This is a genomic window from Caballeronia sp. BCC1704 (assembly GCF_902833455.1).
GTDB lineage: Bacteria > Pseudomonadota > Gammaproteobacteria > Burkholderiales > Burkholderiaceae > Caballeronia.
The window spans coordinates 1,315,749-1,333,934 of sequence record NZ_CADFFT010000001.1 but is presented as its reverse complement, the minus strand read 5'-3'; the positions used below and the strand labels follow the sequence as shown (position 1 = coordinate 1,333,934).

The 18,186-nt window shown below is 62.6% G+C and carries 20 protein-coding genes; 15 read left to right on the top strand and 5 right to left on the bottom strand.

All coding sequences use genetic code 11. The features are described 5' to 3' along the window. Positions 1 to 75 precede the first annotated feature (75 nt). The 15 genes from HWX53_RS06230 to HWX53_RS06160 all read left to right on the top strand — a co-directional run bounded on the left by HWX53_RS06230 (position 76) and on the right by HWX53_RS06160 (position 11,096). Positions 76 to 702, top strand: a complete 627-nt coding sequence (locus HWX53_RS06230) for a Maf family protein (RefSeq protein WP_175939921.1) — start codon at positions 76 to 78, stop codon at positions 700 to 702. A 7-nt stretch (positions 703 to 709) separates the two neighbouring features. Beyond that, positions 710 to 2,179, top strand: a complete 1,470-nt coding sequence (gene rng / locus HWX53_RS06225; RefSeq protein ID WP_175939920.1) for a ribonuclease G — start codon at positions 710 to 712, stop codon at positions 2,177 to 2,179. 174 nt (positions 2,180 to 2,353) lie between these two features. Then, complete coding sequence (locus HWX53_RS06220) at positions 2,354 to 3,595, top strand: site-specific integrase (protein ID WP_175939919.1); 1,242 nt, start codon at positions 2,354 to 2,356, stop codon at positions 3,593 to 3,595. Between the two features lie 91 nt (positions 3,596 to 3,686). Further along, positions 3,687 to 4,325 (top strand): hypothetical protein, encoded by a 639-nt coding sequence (locus tag HWX53_RS06215; protein ID WP_175939918.1) that lies wholly within the window; start codon positions 3,687 to 3,689, stop codon positions 4,323 to 4,325. A 148-nt stretch (positions 4,326 to 4,473) separates the two neighbouring features. Continuing rightward, a complete protein-coding gene (locus HWX53_RS06210; RefSeq protein WP_175940628.1) occupies positions 4,474 to 4,704 on the top strand; it encodes a transcriptional regulator in 231 nt (76 codons plus the stop codon). Then, positions 4,704 to 4,955: a transcriptional coactivator p15/PC4 family protein gene (locus HWX53_RS06205; protein ID WP_175939917.1), complete on the top strand. Its 252-nt coding sequence runs from the start codon at positions 4,704 to 4,706 to the stop codon at positions 4,953 to 4,955. The genes HWX53_RS06210 and HWX53_RS06205 overlap by 1 nt, the downstream gene beginning before the upstream one ends. Further along, complete coding sequence (locus tag HWX53_RS06200) at positions 4,955 to 5,485, top strand: hypothetical protein (protein WP_175938255.1); 531 nt, start codon at positions 4,955 to 4,957, stop codon at positions 5,483 to 5,485. Before HWX53_RS06205 ends, HWX53_RS06200 begins: the two co-directional genes overlap by 1 nt. Then, complete coding sequence (locus tag HWX53_RS06195; RefSeq protein WP_175939916.1) at positions 5,478 to 5,696, top strand: hypothetical protein; 219 nt, start codon at positions 5,478 to 5,480, stop codon at positions 5,694 to 5,696. The genes HWX53_RS06200 and HWX53_RS06195 overlap by 8 nt, the downstream gene beginning before the upstream one ends. Further along, positions 5,689 to 5,910 (top strand): hypothetical protein, encoded by a 222-nt coding sequence (locus HWX53_RS06190; protein ID WP_175939915.1) that lies wholly within the window; start codon positions 5,689 to 5,691, stop codon positions 5,908 to 5,910. The genes HWX53_RS06195 and HWX53_RS06190 overlap by 8 nt, the downstream gene beginning before the upstream one ends. Continuing rightward, the gene (locus HWX53_RS06185; protein ID WP_175939914.1) at positions 5,903 to 6,226 is read left to right on the top strand and encodes a hypothetical protein; all 324 of its coding nucleotides are present in this window, start codon (positions 5,903 to 5,905) and stop codon (positions 6,224 to 6,226) included. Before HWX53_RS06190 ends, HWX53_RS06185 begins: the two co-directional genes overlap by 8 nt. Continuing rightward, positions 6,219 to 6,467: a hypothetical protein gene (locus HWX53_RS06180; protein WP_175939913.1), complete on the top strand. Its 249-nt coding sequence runs from the start codon at positions 6,219 to 6,221 to the stop codon at positions 6,465 to 6,467. The genes HWX53_RS06185 and HWX53_RS06180 overlap by 8 nt, the downstream gene beginning before the upstream one ends. Continuing rightward, complete coding sequence (locus HWX53_RS06175) at positions 6,455 to 8,941, top strand: DUF3631 domain-containing protein (RefSeq protein ID WP_175939912.1); 2,487 nt, start codon at positions 6,455 to 6,457, stop codon at positions 8,939 to 8,941. The genes HWX53_RS06180 and HWX53_RS06175 overlap by 13 nt, the downstream gene beginning before the upstream one ends. After that, entirely contained in the window at positions 8,938 to 9,441 is a 504-nt protein-coding gene (locus tag HWX53_RS06170; RefSeq protein WP_175939911.1) for a hypothetical protein, read from the top strand. The genes HWX53_RS06175 and HWX53_RS06170 overlap by 4 nt, the downstream gene beginning before the upstream one ends. A gap of 196 nt (positions 9,442 to 9,637) precedes the next feature. Further along, a complete protein-coding gene (locus HWX53_RS06165) occupies positions 9,638 to 9,958 on the top strand; it encodes a hypothetical protein (RefSeq protein ID WP_175939910.1) in 321 nt (106 codons plus the stop codon). 19 nt (positions 9,959 to 9,977) lie between these two features. Beyond that, entirely contained in the window at positions 9,978 to 11,096 is a 1,119-nt protein-coding gene (locus tag HWX53_RS06160) for a phage major capsid protein (RefSeq protein ID WP_175939909.1), read from the top strand. Positions 11,097 to 11,826: 730 nt separating this feature from the next. On the opposite strand, the gene HWX53_RS06155 is transcribed toward HWX53_RS06160, so the two are convergent. From HWX53_RS06155 to msbA, 5 genes are all read right to left on the bottom strand, one after another. Further along, positions 11,827 to 13,107: an O-antigen ligase family protein gene (locus HWX53_RS06155; RefSeq protein ID WP_175939908.1), complete on the bottom strand. Its 1,281-nt coding sequence runs from the start codon at positions 13,105 to 13,107 to the stop codon at positions 11,827 to 11,829. A 58-nt stretch (positions 13,108 to 13,165) separates the two neighbouring features. Then, entirely contained in the window at positions 13,166 to 14,170 is a 1,005-nt protein-coding gene (locus HWX53_RS06150) for a glycosyltransferase family 4 protein (RefSeq protein ID WP_175939907.1), read from the bottom strand. 47 nt (positions 14,171 to 14,217) lie between these two features. Next, positions 14,218 to 15,357 (bottom strand): glycosyltransferase, encoded by a 1,140-nt coding sequence (locus tag HWX53_RS06145; protein ID WP_175939906.1) that lies wholly within the window; start codon positions 15,355 to 15,357, stop codon positions 14,218 to 14,220. Beyond that, on the bottom strand, positions 15,354 to 16,322 hold the full coding sequence (gene waaC / locus HWX53_RS06140) for a lipopolysaccharide heptosyltransferase I (protein WP_175939905.1): 969 nt from the start codon (positions 16,320 to 16,322) through the stop codon (positions 15,354 to 15,356). The genes HWX53_RS06145 and waaC overlap by 4 nt, the downstream gene beginning before the upstream one ends. A gap of 71 nt (positions 16,323 to 16,393) precedes the next feature. After that, positions 16,394 to 18,112: a lipid A export permease/ATP-binding protein MsbA gene (gene msbA, locus HWX53_RS06135; RefSeq protein WP_241269880.1), complete on the bottom strand. Its 1,719-nt coding sequence runs from the start codon at positions 18,110 to 18,112 to the stop codon at positions 16,394 to 16,396. Positions 18,113 to 18,186 lie beyond the last annotated feature (74 nt).

Here is an 18,186-nt window from a genome sequence, read left to right as displayed (position 1 = left end):
TGACTCGGGCTTCCTGTCGTGTCGACGATTTGTGCGGTCCGACCGCGCGCGCAATTCTTCGAGACCATTTCGCCGATGTCCGCTCACTCCTCCGCTTACCCCTTCGTTTATCTCGCCTCCCAAAGCCCGCGCCGTCAGGAGTTGCTTCGGCAACTGGGCGTTCAATACGAACTGCTGCTGCCGCGCCCCGATGAAGACGCCGAAGCACTCGAAGCCGAACTTCCGGGCGAAGCCGCGGACGCGTATGTCGTGCGCGTCTGCGCGCTGAAGGCGAAAGCGGCCCGCGCGCGTTTGCTTGCCGGCGGACACGCACCCGCGCCGATTCTTGTCGCCGATACAACCGTCACCATCGACGGTCTGATTCTCGGCAAGCCTTTGCATGAAGCCGATGCCGTCGCGATGCTCGAACGCCTCGCTGGCCGCGAGCACGAAGTGCTGACGGCGCTCGCCGTCGTGGATGCCGAAGGCACGCTGCTCGAAGTCGCGCTGTCACGTTCGACGGTGCGCTTCGCCGCTGTGGACCGTGCTGCGCTGCAACGCTATGCCGCGACCGGCGAGCCGCTCGGCAAGGCGGGCGCGTATGGCATTCAGGGCCGCGCGGCGGCGTTCATCGAGCGAATCGAGGGGTCCTATTCGGGTATCATGGGTCTGCCCCTTTTCGAAACCGCAGCACTCTTGCGCGTGGCGCGCGTCGAATTCTAAACAGGCCATGAACGAAGAAATCCTGATCAACGTCACACCGCAGGAAACCCGCGTCGCACTGGTTCAGCAAGGCGCCGTTCAGGAGCTTCACGTGGAGCGCACGCTTTCGCGCGGCCGCGTCGGCAATGTGTATCTCGGCAAGGTCGTGCGCGTGTTGCCGGGCATGCAGTCGGCGTTCATCGACATCGGTCTTGAGCGCGCCGCGTTTCTTCATGTGGCCGATATCTGGCATCCGCGCATCGCGGGCGAGCCGCATGGATCGGCGGCGCATGTGCCGATCGAGAAGATCGTGTTCGAAGGCCAGGCGCTGATGGTGCAGGTCGTGAAGGACCCCATCGGCACGAAGGGCGCGCGGCTGTCGACGCAGGTGAGCATCGCGGGACGCACCCTCGTGTATCTGCCGCAGGAGCCGCATATCGGCATCTCGCAGAAGATCGAGAGCGAAGCGGAACGCGAGGCGGTTCGCGCTCGCCTTACCGCCGTGTTGCCCGCCGACGAGAAAGGCGGCTATATCGTGCGCACCATCGCGGAAGATTCATCGAGCGAGGAGCTGGCCGCCGATGTCGCCTATCTGCGCAAGACGTGGGCGACCATTGTGACGCAGGCGCAGCGCGTGCCGCCGACCACGCTGCTCTATCAGGATCTGAACCTCGCGCAGCGCGTGTTACGCGATTTCGTGAACGACGAGACCACGCGCATTCAGGTCGATTCGCGCGAGACGTATCAGATGCTTGCGGACTTCGCGGCCGAGTTCACGCCCGCGGTGGCGTCGCGCGTGCATCACTACACCGGCGAGCGGCCGCTTTTCGACCTGTACAACATCGAGGCGGAGATTCAGCGGGCGCTGTCGCGGCGCGTCGATCTGAAGTCGGGCGGCTATCTGATGATCGACCAGACCGAGGCGATGACGACCATCGACGTGAACACGGGCGGTTATGTCGGCGCGCGCAATTTCGACGACACCATCTTCAAGACCAATCTCGAAGCGGCGCATACCATCGCGCGGCAACTGCGTTTGAGGAATCTCGGCGGGATCATCATCATCGATTTCATCGACATGGAGAATGTCGAGCATCGCGATCAGGTGCTGGGCGAACTTAAGAAAGCGCTGTCGCGGGATCGCACGCGCGTGACGGTGAATGGCTTCTCGCAACTGGGGCTCGTCGAGATGACGCGCAAGCGCACGCGTGAATCGCTCGCGCATGTGTTGTGCGAGCCTTGCCCGACGTGTCAGGGCAAGGGACAGGTCAAGACGCCGCGGACCGTCTGCTACGACGTGCTACGCGAGATCATGCGCGAATCGCGGCAGTTCAATCCGCGCGAGTTTCGCGTGGTGGCGTCGCAGCAGGTCATCGACCTGTTTCTCGAGGAAGAGTCACAGCATCTCGCGATGCTGATGGATTTCATCGGGAAGCCGGTTTCGTTGCAGGTGGAGTCGAATTTGAGTCAGGAGCAGTATGACATTGTTTTAATGTAGGGTTAACCCTGTATCATCCCGTATCATCCAGTTCCGTCTAAGTCGCTGTTTCGAAAGGCGTTTCTCTGAACTCCTATTTTTTGCCGTATCATCCTGAATCAGGCTATCGCGCCTCAAATTGGTAGCTAGATTGGTAGCTAGACTCCGGAACAATGCGGTGTCTACTCAGGAGCAATGCGAGTGGCGAAGCGCCAAACGAACCTACTTTCAGACATCGAGCTCAAGCAGTTCGTGAGGGCGGGTACGCCCATCGCGAAATCAGACGGCGCCGGCCTGACCTTCACCCTATCGGCCGCCGGCACGGCTGCGTGGGTTCTGCGTTTCAGCCACGGCGGCAGGCGGCACGAGCTCACGCTTGGCACCTATCCAGACTTGGCGCTCTCCGCTGCGCGCAAGCTCGCCGCTGCGAAGCGCGTCGAGGTTCAACAAGGCACCAATCCAGCTATCGAGAAGCGCAAGGAAAAGGCGCGGAAAGACTGGACCGTGCGACAGCTCATCAAGGACTACAGGGAACGCGTGTTGGTCACGCTCGCCGACAGCACGCAGCGCAGCTATGGGCGCAATCTCGACCGCGTAGAACGCGGCATGGGCTCTCTGTCTGTGCGCGCGGTCAGTGCGCCGGATATCGTCGCCGAGATCGAGCGCACGAAACTCGGATGGGTCGAAGAATTCACGCACTGGTGCGTGCTGAAGGCGATTTTCAAGCACGCGGCCGGTAAGCGATTGATCGACGCAAACCCATGTGCGGGCGTGGTGCTGGAGGCGATCATCGGCAAGCGGCCACCGGTCCGTAAGCGCCTGATGCTCACGGACGAGGAGCTTGCGGTGCTGATGAATGCCAAGATGCGCGACGAAAATCTCTACGCGGTGCGCATCGCGCTCGCAACGGGCGTGCGGATCGGCGAGCTATACACCGCGCGCCGCGCGAACCTTCACCTGCACGAATGCCGTTGGCACCTGCCGGCGAGTAAGACCGGGCCGGCGATGGACATACCGCTTGCGCCGATCGTTGTGGAATGGTTCGACCGGTTGCTCGATCTCGCGGGCGAGTCCGATTACGTGCTACCGGCGCGCCTCCGCAACAGGCTCGACCGGCACGACGGCGACACACACGTATCGAAGGATGCGATACGTGAGGCAATCGACTACTGGATTGAGAAGCACAAGCCGCAGATTCGCCGCTTCACGCCGCACGATCTGCGCAGCACGATGAAAAGTCACATGCGCAAGCTCGGCGTATCGCGCGACATCTCCGAGATGTGCCTAAACCACAAGCTGCCCGGCGTAGAGGGCATCTACGACCAGTACGCGTATTGGGACGAGAGAAAGGCCGCGCTGGGGCTGTGGGCGGCGTACCTGGCTGCACGTATGCGCAACGAAGAATGGAACGTGACGCCCCTGCGCGGGGCGGCATGATGGTTTGCCGCGCCTAGCTCGACGGGGCGAATACCGGGTGCCCTACCCGGTCGGCGCGGCTTCCCTATAGGGCTTTGCTACAGGGCAAGCAATGGAGCAGAAAGAAGATGGGCTAGGCATTCTCGCCGCGCTGATGCTGGAAGATCTCTTCGAGATGTTCAAGGAACAATCGGGCGAACAGCTGTCGCAGCCTGATTTTGCGGAACGCTACATCACGCCGACCATGCGTCGCGGCCGTCCATCGTCGGAAGATCTCTTGCAAGAATACGCAATCACGTTGAGGGACACGAAAGACAGATACGGGAAAGAGGCGCGCCTTTGCATGATTCGAATCACTTCCGCGCTGACCGCCGAAGCACTTGCGGCGCGCCTCAGAAAAGATCGAGAAGCGTCGTGGGAATCGTTAGCCAATGCGCAGTTCTGGCTCGGAATGCTGTGCGGTATGCCGGAGGGATCGCGGCGCGTCGACGCGCAATCGTTCGCCCGCGAAGGCGCAATGGCGCGCTATGCTCGGGACCCCAAACAAAAGGAGAAGGCATTCGTGCGTCAGTGTTGGTCAGACTGGCAACGAAAACCAAGCTGTTACGCATCCAAGGCCGCTTTTGCGCGCGACATGCTGACAAAGTGCGAACACCTGACTAGCCAGAAGCAGATTGAGGATTGGTGCCGCGAGTGGGAAAAGAATGAGCGGAGCTTTGCAAGCATGGTGAGCCCCCTTCCCGGAGACTGAGCAGCGTGCCGGCATACAACGCAGTCTGCCGGCACAGATGGCGACAGACGCCGATCAGATGAATAAATTGAGTATCGCCCGTCGCAAACTGAATCACGGCGGCGCGATACTCGCCGGGCTGTATCGCGCCATGCTAGGAGCGATACAGATGGTCCACACCGCAAGCGCGCCGCTCTCGAAGGCGCTCGTTTCTTTCGACTCCCTCCCCGACTCCGCGCACGTTGACGTGCGAACCGTCGCCGGCCTCTACGGCTGTTCAGTGCCGACCGTTTGGCGGCGCGTCGCTGCCGGCCTCATTCCCACCCCGAAGAAGTTCGGCCACTCGACGCGCTGGAACGCGGGCGAACTGCGCGCCAGTCTGACGCCGGAGGCCGCCTGATGTCCGCCGCCGATACCGCCGCTCCCGCCCCGCTGCTCGACCTGCGCCGCTCGGATAGCGAGCGCCTGCGCGTCACCCTCTCTGAATATCGCGGCCGAACGCTGGTCGATCTGCGCGTCTGGTATTCGACCGAAACCGGTGAATGGAAACCGGGGCGCGCGGGCGTCTCGTTGCGTCCGAATCAGGTCGGCGAAGTCGTGCAGGCGCTCATGCTCGCCGCGCGCTCTGTCGATCCGAAGGAGGGGAACTGATGCGCGCGACGTTAACTGTTTCCACGCTGGCCGCAGAAAATCTGGTGCAAAATGTCGCAGATACGGACGTATCGTTGACGCCCACAGACGCCCGCCGCTATCCTGACTTTTCGCTGAGACAACAGCGAACCGGTTTGGCGACCGGGAACGATCCAAGGCGGACGAAAGCCGCCATCGTGCGGTTTTTTTGCGTCCGTACACCTTGCGCCCTTTTCTATGGTCGGGCCTTGGTGGGGGTGCGCTTGCGCACGCCGGTTTGCCTTGGACGCCGGTTCGCCAACCCCACCATGCGCCCGGCCACCCCATTTGGCGATGGGAGCCGGGTTTCTAACCCGTCTAAGGAGGGCCGCACTATGCGCCATATCCCTGCTCGTCCCGAGCAATCGCAATCTCCCGCCCCGCTCGACATCATCCAACGCGCTCTGCGCGACGCCGCCACGGCTCCTACCGTGTTCGATGCGCTCGACATCGCAGGCGACGCACTCCGCCAGCTCGGCGAGATCGCCCGCGCGGAGGTGCGCCATGCGTGAATCGAAAGCAATCAACCAGAGCATCGACGCCGCATCCCTCCAGATCGCCGAAATCTGCGCGTTCGCCAACCTGTTTTCGAACGAGGATGTAGCGGCGGCATTTGCGGGACTGGACGCGGCCGAGCAAGCAACGATCTTCGGTGCACTCGAACGCATGGCGCGCTCTGCCGCCGCCGCACTCGACCAATATGCGGAGGTGTCGCATGGCTAACAACACACTCCACCCGCTCGTGCCGTGCTGCTCCACAGCATCGGAACGGGCCGAGGAACTGGCGGCGCTGCTCGCCCTGCTCTCTGACGAAGCGGCTGCCGGCGCATTCGCGCGCCTCTCATCGTTTCAACAGTCGGTGATCTTCGGCGCGATGGAAACAATGGCGCTGTCGGCCTGCGCGGCACTCACGGATGCGGAGGCGGCACATGGCTAAAACAACCCGCCCGCAAAACGCGCCCGCTCCCACGACCACGAACCGCAATTCGGCGAATACGCGGAATTGCGTCGAGAACGCGCCCACGACCACCGACCATTACGCGCCGAAACTCATCGAGGCACGAAGCTGGTTCGAGGAGGCCGCCAACTGGATGTACGAGTTGCAGGACCTGTTCGACGCCATTTCGAAGCTGGCCCCTGAATTTTCGACCGCCCAAGGCGTTGCGAGCGCCGGAGGCCGACTCGCTGAAGAGTTCGCGCTCAAGTTTGAAGGTGCGCGCGACCGGTTCAACGCGGAGGCCGCTCATGCCTGACGTCTCGAAGTTGGTTGATAAGGCGTGGACGCTCCACACCCTTACGGATGTTCTGTGCGCGGCACTGCCCGACGACGCGGCCGAGGCCCTGCCGGTTCGACACATGATTCAGCACCTGCGTGACCTGTCGCGAGAACTGGCCCTAACCATTGATGCGGAGTGCTGGCCGCTCGATTCCGAACCGCATCGGCAGGCACTTGCCGATAAGGAGTCCTTAGAGGGGATGCGATGCACGCAGTAACGAAAATCGAAACAGAGTTCGCGCAAGCGCTCGCAGAGGCAGGGTTTCCCCCCGTCGATATCGTCGCCGACAGCAAACTCCACCGCATCGACGGGCCGGAGGACAAGCGCGGCAAGAAAAGCGGCTGGTACATCCTGCACGCCGATAACGGCGGCGCCGGCGGATTCGGCTGCCACAAGAGCGGCATTGACAAGCGGTGGAGCGGTTCAGCGGCGGCGAAACTGTCCGGTGCCGAACTCGACGCGCATCGCGCTCGAATGGCCGAAGTGCGCGGACTGGCCGATGCGGAGCGCGCTCGCGTGCGCGCTGAAGCCGCTACGGCGGCGCGCGAGCTGTGGCACGGTGCGCGGTGGGCGACGGCGGATAACCCCTACTGCACGCGCAAGGGCGTGAAGCCGATCGGCCTGAAGGAGTTCCAAGATAAGCGGACTCTTGTCGTGCCGATCAGCAACTCAGACGGCGAGATCGTGAACGTCCAGTTCATCTACGCGGACGGCACCAAGCGATTCAAGACCGGCGGCGCGGTTACGGGGTGCTCCTACCAGTTCGGCGGCGAGCCGCGAGAGGACGGCGTGCTGCTGATCGGCGAAGGCTTCGCGACGTGCGCGACGGCCTACGCCGCGACGGGGAACCCCGTAGTGGTCGCGTTCAACGCTGGCAACCTGCTCACGGTCGCGCGGGCGTGGCGCGCACGACTACCGGCCGCGCGCATCGTACTGCTGGCCGACGACGACTACGCCACCGAGGGTAATCCGGGTCTGACGAAGGCACGGGAGGCCGCGCAAGCCGTCGGCGGAGTGCTGGCGGTGCCGGAGTTCGGCGCAAGCCGCCCGACCGGCGCAACCGACCTAAACGATCTGCAAGCACATGCCGGAATAGAGGCCGTGCGCACGACAATCGAACGTGCTCTAGCCATCTCCAGCACATCGAAAGAAAGTGGCGCAACTTGCGCCACTTTAGCCGAGCCGACAGGCGCAGAAGTTCGCATGTTCCCGCTCGCGGTTACAACGCCGCCACCGCCTGACGCAGAAACAGACGAACAGACCATCGCCCGCCTGGCCGCGCTCAAGCCGCTGCAATACGACCGGGTGCGGAAGGTAGAAGCGAAGCGCATGGGGGTTCAGGTGACGACCCTCGACAAGCTGGTTGCTGCCGAGCGATCAGACGAGGAAGACGAAGGTGGAATGTTCCTCGACGTCGAACCGCACCCGGACCCGGTAGACGGTGCCGAGTTGGTCGACGCCCTGAGGAAAACCATCCGCAGGTTCATCGTATGCAACGAGGCGACGGCGCGCGCGGCGGTGTTGTGGATCGTCATGACGTGGCTTATGGAGTCGGTAGACGTCGCGCCCATCGCGGCGATTACCGCGCCAGAAAAGCGATGCGGAAAGTCTCAGTTGTTGTTCCTAATCGGACGGCTGGCGTGCCGCCCGCTCGCAGCTAGCAACATCACGGCGGCGGCATTGTTCCGCGCTGTTGAAACGTGGAAGCCAACCCTCTTGCTGGACGAGGCCGATGCGTTCATGCGTGAAAACGAGGAGCTGCGCGGGCTGCTCAACTGCGGTCACACGCGCGACAGCGCTTACGTTATTCGCACGGTCGGCGACGACCACACCCCCAAACGCTTCTTCGTGTGGGGAGCCAAGGCAATCGCCGGTATCGGGCACCTTGCCGATACGCTTATGGACCGGTCTATCGTGCTGGAGCTGCGCCGCAAGCTGCCGCATGAACAGGTGGACAAGTTGCGCCATGCCGAGCCGGGCCTGTTCGCGGATCTGTGCGCACGGCTCGCGCGCTGGTCGGAGGACAATGCAGATGCAGTGCGTCAGGCTCGGCCGGAACTGCCGGAGGCGCTGCACGATCGCGCGGCGGACAACTGGGAGCCGCTGCTCCAGATCGCGGAGGTAATAGGCGGCTCATGGCCCGAACTCGCGCGTAATGCAGCCCTGACGCTTTCCGGCGAGGCACAGAGCGCGCAGAGCGCGGGCGTGGAGCTGCTGACCGATATCAAAACCGTCTTCGAAACTCAGTCGGTCACACGCATTTCTATGGCCGACCTACTCGCCGCCCTGCTTGCGGATGACGAAGCCCCGTGGAAGACATGGAATCGCGGGCGAGAGATGACGCTTCGCCAGCTCGGCAAAAAGCTGTCGGAGTTCGGCATCAAAAGCAAGGCCGTGCGCATCGGCTACAACTCGCCGAAGGGGTTCGAGTTCGACCAGTTCAAGGACGCTTTCGCCCGATATTTGTCTCCGCCGCCGGTTTCCCCGTCTCCGTCGGTCACTCGGTCACAACCCAATGCTGGCGCGGGTTTGAGCGTGACCGACGCTCAGTCACGTGACCGAATGCAAAACCCTTCGGTCACGCTGGAACCCTTGCCGCACAAGGGTTGTGACCGAGTGACCGAAGAAACGGCCGTGACCGAGAACGATGGAAAAGACGTGACCGACGACAGCAGCGAGGACAACGTATGAACGCCGCTGAAATTGTGAGCAAGGCGCGCGCTCTCGGCGTCGAGCTGCGAACCGATGGAACAATTGTGAATCTGCGCGGGCCGCGCGATGCACGCGAGAAAGTTCGACCAGACATTGCCGCACACAAGCCGGCGGTGATCGCCTACTTGCTGATCGAGAAAACGCGTGACGCCGTACCGGAGGCGTGCCGGGGCGCTCTGCTCTCCGAGGACGGCGGCTATTACCTGCCGTGGGGGCCGTACCTGACGCGCGAGGCGCTGGCCGAATGGCAGCGCGAGCTGTTTGCCGTTGTCGATGAACTGGCGACGCTGGAGGGCTGGCCCGAGCTCACGTACGACCTGATCGCGGGACAGATCGAGCGGCAGCCGATCAGCACGATTCGCCCGGACCTCGCCTATTTCCGTGGGCGGCTTGAGCGAGCGAAGGCGGAACGCCGCGAGCGCGAGCGCCGGGCGGCGCGCAGTTGGCGCGGCGAAGGGTTAGACAACCGGCGAGCATGATGCAACGCGCGCCGCTCGACGGTGAAACGACGGCGACCGCCGGTCGGAACAAAGTGCAACGTTGCACTTTGATGCACTCGGCTTAGGCAGAAAAGCAACGTCTCGTTTCGTCTAGCCTCGTCTATTCCCGTCGCAGTCCTAAATTAATGCTTTCGCTTGCACGAAATACGAAATATAAATTCCGTATTTCGTGCTTATGGGGAAATCCAGGCTGTTCAAACACATCCGCAGATTCACGCCTGAACAGGCGAAGCAATCGCGCGTCACGGCATACCGCCTACCCGGCTCGCTGGACTGGATGCTCTACGTCAATGGCGAGTCAATCAAGAACTCTCAGGGCGAACCCCGCACCTTTGGCGGGCTTGACGCGATTATCGAAACGCTCGACGCGGCCGGCATCGACGCGCTGAAGCTCGATTTGAGTTTCGGCAAGGCGGGCCGCGCGGTGGAAACGCTGCCGGCGCTCGACACCATGATTTCGTTCCTCGAAAACCAACCGGCCGCGCTCGCGGCATAACCATAGGGATTTTTCAAAGATGAATGCAGATGAACTTCGCGCCGGTCTCGACAAGATCAGCGCGCAGGTATTGGAGCAAGGCAAGAAGGCACACACGCGCATCGACGAGCTGCAACAGCAAGTCGACGCCGTGGAAAAGAAGTTCGGCCCGCAGTTCGGCACGCAGGTAACGCGGCGTGGGTCCAACGGCGCGTCCATCGTCGCTACGAAGTCGATCGGCTCGCAGATCAAGGGTACGCAAGAACTCGAGATGTTCCGCAAGGGCTCGACGCCAACAACCAAGATCGCGCTCGAACTGAAGTCGATCGTGTCGGACGGCGCGACGCCGAGCATCACGCCGTTTGCGCAGACCGTGCCGGGGATCCAAGCGCCGATGTCGCGCCGCTTGACCGTCGAATCGATGATTCCATCCACGCCCGTCGACACCGGCGCGGTGCAGTGGCTTCGTGAGACGGCATTCACGAACAACGCGGCCGCGCAGAAGAAGCAACTCGACACGAAGGCGGAATCGGACATCAAGTTCGAAAACAAGTCTGCGACCATCGCGACGATTGCGCACTTCGTCACCGCATCGAAGCAGGTGCTCGACGACCAGAACGGCCTACAGGCTTACATCGAACAGCGGCTGCTGTACGGACTCGACCTTGCGACCGAGGACCAACTGTTGAACGGTGACGGCGCGGAGGGCGATATTGGCGGGCTGCTCCTGCCGGACAATCACACGGCGTTCAACGCAACGGGGCTCGGAAAGACAACACCGCTCGACTATCTGCGGCGCGCGAAGACGCAGTTGCAGAAAGCGTTCTTCATTCCGAGCGCGCTGATCATCAACCCGGCCGACGCCGAAACCATCGACCTGCTGCGCGATGACGAAGGCCGATTCCTCGTCGCGCCCGGTAGCCCGATCTGGGGTATGGCACCAGTCGTCACCGAAGCAATCGGGCAAGGCGCTTTCATAGTCGCTGACTTCGTGAATAGCGCGGTCATCTGGGATCGTGAAGACGCCACACTGCAACTCGGATACGTGAACGATCAGTTCATCAAGAACGCAATCACGCTGCTCGTCGAGCGCCGATTGCAGATGTCGGTGACGCGGCCGGGCGGCATCGTCTACGGCACGTTCGCCGCAACCACATAACAGCGCTGCGGGCTGGCGCACCTGGGGGGCTTTGTCCGTCTCGACCCGAACGCGCTGGGATTACTGCGAGAGTGCCCGTACGTCCTACGAAAACCCGCAGAGCACACGGCCGGCGGAACCCGGCGCGGTGAGCACTAAGCCGTCTCCTACATCGTCAGGAGGCGGCTTTTTCGTTGCGTCAAGCGATGCTGTCGGCGGCGCGCCTAATTCACGCGCGCACGCGGGTGGCGCCCGCGCCGAGCTATCGCGGCGGCCGAGTCCGAGCGCCTTGCCGGGGGGGGGCGGGTGAAAAGTCTAGCGACCGCCTCGATCGGAAACCGCGCATTCCCGCACGCGGGGAAAAAATCCCCCTTTGAACTTTTTGTTAAATCAAACGGCAGAAATCAAACGAGCCAAGACGCTTACGCGGCGCGGCTTTCCGGCCCGTTCAACGTTTGATTTTGACGTTTGATTAACACGGCTTTAACACGCCGTGGGGGGGGTGCGGAACAAGTCCAGAGGATGGCGGCGCGGGACCGACCGTTCCGCCAAATTTTCGCGACCGCGAAAAAGGAAAGTCACTCTTGCGCGCGGAACGAGCATTAGAGAACGAGGCCCCCTGCAATTGGTAGCTAGATTGGTAGCTAGCCCCGGAAAACAGTGATCGGCAGCGCGCTTTCTCGTTTTACAACAATGGCTTGCGTCCGTTGACCGGAACAATATGACATTGTGTTGATGTAAATCCACGCCCTTACGCCCCGACGCGTTCGCAACGGGGCGCGGCGCTGATCAGTATGCCGATGAGAAAGATGAACAGATTTCCCTCGGTGAAGTTCAGCAACAAAGAATTGGCGAGACAGCCGAAGATGAACGCGAAAAGATAGCCGTTCGCCACATCGCGCGCAGGCTGGACCAGGCGCTGACATTCTCTGGCGACCGCAATTAGAAACCACACGAAGAGCGCGACGCCGATCAACCCGAGCTGTACGCCCATCAAGAAGAACTCGTTGTGCGGATTGCCCGCCATGGCCGCCCGCGCGCCGGTCTGCGCGCTCGCGAGCCGTTCGAACTGGCTGCGCACGCTTCCGACGCCATAGCCTGCAATCGGCCGGTGCGCCATGAGTTCGATGCTGCGCCGATAGAATTCGAGCCGCACGCCCATCGACGTATTCTTGTTTTGCGTCTCGAACTGGGTGATTTCCTGCGCCGTATCGGCAAGACGCGAATCTTTCGAATAGAACACAAACGCGGCGACGCACGCACACACCGTCAATGCGCCGAGCGCCACGACCCAGCGCGTGCGCTTGTCGTAGCGACGAAACCGCGTCGCGTGCACCACCAGAAAAATCGCGATATACGCGATCGCCACCACTTGTCCCGTGCGCCCCTGCAGCACGAAGAGGACGTTCACCATCGCGGCAAGCGCAACCAGATAAAGCGCCTTGCTGCCCACGTTCTTCGTCGCTTTGGCGAGCGAAAACGACAGGCATACGAGAAACGCCATCATGAGGCCGCCTGAGATGTGGTCTTTGAACACCCAAGGCCTGGTCAAGGCGTCAGTGCCGTGCATTGGACCGACCGCCGTCCAGCCGAAGTAGTTCGTGTACGTGAGCACCATCGCCAGAACGAGCGTCGCGAAAAGGCCCCACACGGCCGCCTTCGCCCAAGCGGACGAGTTGTCATCGCCGAAAACGAGAATGAGCAGCGGAATGAACAGGAGCTTGCGGTACTTCATCAGAAAGTCGAAGGCTTCGTGTATGCCGGGCGAGCTATACGCGAGACTCAACGTCAGCGCCAAGAAAAGCACGAGAGCGGCAAAGCCGGCTCTCGAGCGCATGCGCAGCGCCGGCGCGCGCCGCCAGACTTCGGGGGACGTCAATGCGAGCAAGGCGAAGGCGCCCGAGGCGAGATTCACTCCCGCAGTCGAGATGGGTACGAGCCAAAGTGTGACAATGGCGAACCATCTCGCGAGAACCAGTTGGTAGGACTCAGTGCCCGTGCGGCCCAGCCTCGAAATTGTGTTGACTTGCATTATGTTGTTCCGCTACCCCGTTTTTCGGGCGTCGTCGCGTCCGCCTCGATTCTTTTGTTCACTGCGCCGGTCGCAAATAGAAGTCTGCGCGGTGTCGTAACGCTTCATCGGAATATAGCGATTCGACCGTGCGACGAGCGCGTTCCCCGATCGATGCACGCAGCGCAGGATCCGCGAGCAAGCCGTCGACGAGCCCGCGCGCTTGCTCGGTCGTATCGAACAAGAAGCCGTTCTCGCCATGCCGGATCCAGTCTGCGTACCCGCCGCGCCGGTGACATACCACCGGCAGGCCGCATGCCATGGCTTCAAGGACGACGCGCCCGAACGTTTCCACATGGGCGCCCGTTCGATAATAAAAGACATCGATGCTGCGCAGAAAGTCGACTGCCGCAATTGCCCCTTCGGGCAGGATCTCGACGTGCGGTGTACCAGTGAGCGCGCCTGCCGCCGCCGCGCGCAGACTCGTCGCGCCTTGGAGCCGTATGTCCGCGCCCCCGTCGGCCCACGCGCGATAGAGCGGCACGTCGTCGAGATCGTGCTTGTCGAGCGTGTCGCGGCTCAGGCGCCCGATGACGAGCCGTCCACCGGACCGCGGCCGAGACAAGGGCGTGAACCGTGCGATGTCGATAGGAGAAGGCTGCACCTGCCCTTCCACGCCGAGCAGCTTTCGCTGAAACTCGGAAATGAAAACGTACTCGGTCCGCGGCCAGCGAAGCATCGGCCGATGCGTCGCGGTAAGCGTCAGTATCTTCGGGTGAAAAGTGTTGAAGACATAGATCAGGCGTTGCGGCGCCCGGCTCAGATATGGCCACAGCCTGTTGCGCCAGTGCGTGCCGACGAAGACGAACGTACCGCCGTGAGGACGGTTCGCCCCGCCGATACCCATACGGATGCGTCGAATCCCGTGGCGACGGGCCAGCTCCGGCGAGCACCGCGACGAAGGCGACCACAGCGACAGCTCGCTGCGGTCCCTCAACAGACGCGCGAGATGCAGGGCTTCCTGCTCGCTGCCGCCGTATTCATTCATGAAACCGTTGATGAGGTGAATGACCGGTTTCGGCATTGATTGGGCACCCTGTTGGAGACTGAAGATAACGATGACCGAGCGCGTCAGCCGGCGAGCGCCGTTGTGGCACGCCGATACACCGCCTCGGTCTCCGCGACGAAGCGATCGCTCGAAAACTCGCGTACGGCTTTCTCGTGCGCACGAGCGCCCATCACCGGCAGGCGCGCGCGATCGGCGACGATCTCACGCAGTACCGCCTCGATGCCACTTACGTCGCGCGGCTCGACGATCCAGCCGTCGATGCCGTCGTCGATATTCTCAGGCAGGCCCGCGTAACGCGTGACCATTACGGGCTTGCGCATCGCCATCATTTCGCGGCAGGCGAACGACACCGTCTCCACGGCATACGAAAGCACGAAACCAATGTCGAACGCGGCGATATAGTCCGGCACGTTCTCCACGAATCCGACGACGTGCACACTGTCTCGCATGCCGAGATCGTCGATGGTCCGCCGTTGCTCCTCGTTCGGCTCAGTGCCGACCACGACCACGATCACCTGTTCGCGCACTTCGCCCGGAAGGCCCGCGACGGCCGCGATCATGTCCATTGTTCCCTTGTACGAGTCGAAGCCGGTGACGGTGCCGAGCACGAGCCGCCTCGCGCGATCCGGACCGAGCATCGCCAGCCGCTTCGCAGCGGCGCTTGTGGCATCGCGCGGCGCATATTTTTCCATGTCGATGCCGTTTTTCACCACCGTCAGCGGACAATGTGCGTACACCGATTTCCGCACGAGTTCCGCCGTGGAATCCGACACGGCGATCACTTCGTCCGTCGCGCGGGTCGCGCGCAGCCGGGTCAGGAAGTCGCTCTTGATGGCGATGGAGTTGTGCTTCGTGAAAACGATACGCGGCCGCGGGCCCTTCCAGCGCAACATGATGAGCAACAACAGGCGGTGGTCCGGCGAGCCGTTCACGTGTATGACATCGAATTGCTCGCGTTGAAGCAGCGCTCGCAGCGCGCGCCACGCCGCGCGCATGCGCGAGACGTCCTTTAGCTTCGCGGGAAATTCCATCGGCACGGCCGTGACGCCTTTCACCGCGCACGCATGTTCATAGAGACGACTAGATCCCGGCGCCGCGATGAAGACCTGATGGCGGACAGACAGCCCGCGTGCGATTGCGACGATATACGTATCGTGGCCGCCACCGCGGCCGTAATGGAAGTTAGTGAAAAGAATCTTCAACGACGCTGTCTCACTGAATCAATGGCTGAAAGCACCTGATCGACCGATGGCGGATGACCGCTGTCGCCGACTGAGACGGACAAGCCGGGAACATCCACGCCGAAAAGCGGCCGCGAGGTCGCGCTGAATATCATCACGGTCGGTCGCCGAAGTTCGCTTGCGAGGTGCACGAGGCCCGTGTCGGTGCCGACGACGAGCGCCGCGCGCGCAATGTGCTGCGCGACCTCCTCGATGCTCAGCTTCGGCAGCACGTGTGCGCTCGACAAGCCCTCGGCGATGGCTTCCGCGTCCAGGCGTTCGGCATCCGAGCCCCACGGCAGAAGGGGCGTCATGCCTTGCTCGCCGATAGCCTTCGCCACCGCTATCCAGTCCTCGACCGGCCATTTCTTCTCCGGCTTCGACGTCGCGTGGAACAACAGCGCGAAAGGCACGTCGGCCCTCACCGCGAGCGGCTTTGCCGGCTTCGGAATGGCGAACACGCTGGGCGGAGCGGCGTCGATGGAATAACCTAGCGTGTCGGCGAGCGTCTGGCGCATGCCCTGCCACGCATTCGCATCGTGACGCGGCGCGAAGCGATGCGTGTACGCGAACGCGGCGCCGCGCTCGCCGAGGTTGACGTTCGCATAGCCGAAGCGGCGCCGCGAACGTGCGAGAAAAGAGATGATGGCGCTCTTGTAGACGCCGTGCAGGTCGAAGATCGCGTCATAGCGTTCGCGCCGCAAGTCGAGAATCGACGACCAGATGGCTTGCAGATCCGCGAGATTGCGAGCTTTCTTGAAGCGGCGCAACGGCGCGCACAGCACGCGCGCGACGCCGGGATTCCAGCGCGGGATATCGGCGAAGTTTTCATCCACCGCCCAATCCACTTGCACGCCGGGAAATGCGCGATGCAGGTCGCCGACGACGGCCTGCGCCTGAATCACGTCGCCCAGTGAGCTGACTTTCACTATCAAAACCCGCTTCATTCTGCGATCGCTTGCATGTGGTGGAACCGGTCGTTCGGCAAAGGCGAGTGTCGGATGCGGCCGACGATACGTCAGGCCGCCTGCTGCTGGTACTGGATGCGATGAAGATGCGCGTAGAGCCCGTTGTGACGCAACAGTTCCGCGTGGCTGCCCTGCTCTGCGATCTTGCCCGCCTCCAGCACCAGGATGCGGTCCGCCCGCTCGATGGTCGAAAGCCGGTGCGCGATGACGAGCGTGGTGCGCCCCTTCATCAGCGTTTCCAGCGCGGACTGAACGTGCCGCTCGGATTCCGAATCGAGCGCGGACGTGGCTTCGTCGAGAATCAGGATCGGCGCGTTCTTGTAGATGGCGCGCGCGATGGCAAGGCGCTGGCGCTGCCCGCCCGACAAACGCATGCCGTTGCCGCCGATCAAGGTGTCGATGCCGTCCGGCATGGAAGCGACGACATCGGCCAGATTCGCGGCCGCCAGCGCCGCGAGCACGCGGTCGCGATCCGGCACCGTGCCGTAGGCGACGTTCGCGGCGATGCTGTCGTTGAAGAGCACGACGTCCTGACTCACCATCGCCATCTGCGAGCGCAGATCGGCCAACGCGTAGTCGGTAAGCGGGACGCCGTCGACGAGCACTTCGCCCTCGGCCGGATCGAAGAAGCGCGGCAACAGATTAACGAGCGTGGTCTTGCCGCTGCCCGACGGACCGGCGAGCGCGACCATTTCTCCCGGCGCGACCTTGAACGAAACGTGATCCAGCGTGGCGCGCTCCTGCGTGCCGTAGTTGAACGAGACGTTGCGAAACTCGATGCTGCCCTGCGCGCGGTCGAGCCGCCGCCCGCCGCCCGCCGGCTCCGGCGGCTCGTCGATAAGACCGAAGATGAGTTCCGCCGCCGTCATGCCTCGCTGCAGCGGCTGGTTCACGTCGATCAGATGCTTGAGCGGCGAAATGACGAGCAGCATCGACGTGACGAACGCCACGAAGCCGCCGACCGTCGTCTGATCGCTCGCGGATTGCAGCACGGCGATCGTGATGACGATGGCGAGCGCGATGGAAGCGAGAAACTGCGTGAGCGGCTGAGCGAGACCGCCCGACACCTGCATGCGCATGGCGTAACCGCGCAGGCGGCTGCTCATTTCGGTGAAGCGCCCGATCTCGTACGGCTCGCCGTTGTGGACCTTGACGACCTTGTAGCCGCCCACCGTCTCTTCGACGATGTAGGAGAGGTCGTTCGTGAGCATCTGATGCTCGCGGTTCAGACGCCGCAAGCGCCGGTTGATCTTCGACACGAGCCAGCCGATGCCCGGCAGGATAAGCGCGACGATCAGCGTGAGCCGCCAGTTGAGAATGAAGAGGTAGCCGAGCAGGAACACGACCGTGAGCGAATCGCGCACGAGGGTGACGACGACGCTCGACAGCACTTGCAGGATCTGGTTGACCTCGAACACGATCGCGTTGATAACGGTGCTCGCCGTCTCGCGCTGAAAGAAGCCTGCGCTCGTGTGAATCATGCGCTCGAACATCTGGAGCCGCAGTTGCAACAGGATCTTGTTCGACACGTACGAGAGCAGATACCCCGACGCGTATTGCGCGACGCCTCGCACGAGCGCGAGGCCGATCACCGCGACGGGCACGATCCACTTGGCGCTCTCGCTGCCTCGGGTGCCGAAACCGTGGTCGAGCAGCGGCTTGAGCAGCATGGGAATGCCGGCTTCGCTGGCCGCGACGAAGCCCATCGCCACGAGTCCGAGGAGCACGATGCCCATGAGCGGCCGCAGATACGGCCAGAGCCGCTTCATGACGGCTGCAGGCGTCGTCGTGCTGCCTTCCCCGATGGTCTTTCTCAGTGTCTGCTTTCCGCTCGAGTTCTCGC

Coding starts and splice junctions, on each gene's coding strand:
- HWX53_RS06230 (WP_175939921.1), top strand. CDS start 76: ATGTCCGCTCACTCCTCCGCTTACCCCTTCGTTTATCTCGCCTCCCAA.
- rng (WP_175939920.1), top strand. CDS start 710: ATGAACGAAGAAATCCTGATCAACGTCACACCGCAGGAAACCCGCGTC.
- HWX53_RS06220 (WP_175939919.1), top strand. CDS start 2,354: ATGCGAGTGGCGAAGCGCCAAACGAACCTACTTTCAGACATCGAGCTC.
- HWX53_RS06215 (WP_175939918.1), top strand. CDS start 3,687: ATGGAGCAGAAAGAAGATGGGCTAGGCATTCTCGCCGCGCTGATGCTG.
- HWX53_RS06210 (WP_175940628.1), top strand. CDS start 4,474: ATGGTCCACACCGCAAGCGCGCCGCTCTCGAAGGCGCTCGTTTCTTTC.
- HWX53_RS06205 (WP_175939917.1), top strand. CDS start 4,704: ATGTCCGCCGCCGATACCGCCGCTCCCGCCCCGCTGCTCGACCTGCGC.
- HWX53_RS06200 (WP_175938255.1), top strand. CDS start 4,955: ATGCGCGCGACGTTAACTGTTTCCACGCTGGCCGCAGAAAATCTGGTG.
- HWX53_RS06195 (WP_175939916.1), top strand. CDS start 5,478: ATGCGTGAATCGAAAGCAATCAACCAGAGCATCGACGCCGCATCCCTC.
- HWX53_RS06190 (WP_175939915.1), top strand. CDS start 5,689: ATGGCTAACAACACACTCCACCCGCTCGTGCCGTGCTGCTCCACAGCA.
- HWX53_RS06185 (WP_175939914.1), top strand. CDS start 5,903: ATGGCTAAAACAACCCGCCCGCAAAACGCGCCCGCTCCCACGACCACG.
- HWX53_RS06180 (WP_175939913.1), top strand. CDS start 6,219: ATGCCTGACGTCTCGAAGTTGGTTGATAAGGCGTGGACGCTCCACACC.
- HWX53_RS06175 (WP_175939912.1), top strand. CDS start 6,455: ATGCACGCAGTAACGAAAATCGAAACAGAGTTCGCGCAAGCGCTCGCA.
- HWX53_RS06170 (WP_175939911.1), top strand. CDS start 8,938: ATGAACGCCGCTGAAATTGTGAGCAAGGCGCGCGCTCTCGGCGTCGAG.
- HWX53_RS06165 (WP_175939910.1), top strand. CDS start 9,638: ATGGGGAAATCCAGGCTGTTCAAACACATCCGCAGATTCACGCCTGAA.
- HWX53_RS06160 (WP_175939909.1), top strand. CDS start 9,978: ATGAATGCAGATGAACTTCGCGCCGGTCTCGACAAGATCAGCGCGCAG.
- HWX53_RS06155 (WP_175939908.1), bottom strand. CDS start 13,107: ATGCAAGTCAACACAATTTCGAGGCTGGGCCGCACGGGCACTGAGTCC.
- HWX53_RS06150 (WP_175939907.1), bottom strand. CDS start 14,170: ATGCCGAAACCGGTCATTCACCTCATCAACGGTTTCATGAATGAATAC.
- waaC (WP_175939905.1), bottom strand. CDS start 16,322: ATGAAGCGGGTTTTGATAGTGAAAGTCAGCTCACTGGGCGACGTGATT.
- msbA (WP_241269880.1), bottom strand. CDS start 18,112: ATGAAGCGGCTCTGGCCGTATCTGCGGCCGCTCATGGGCATCGTGCTC.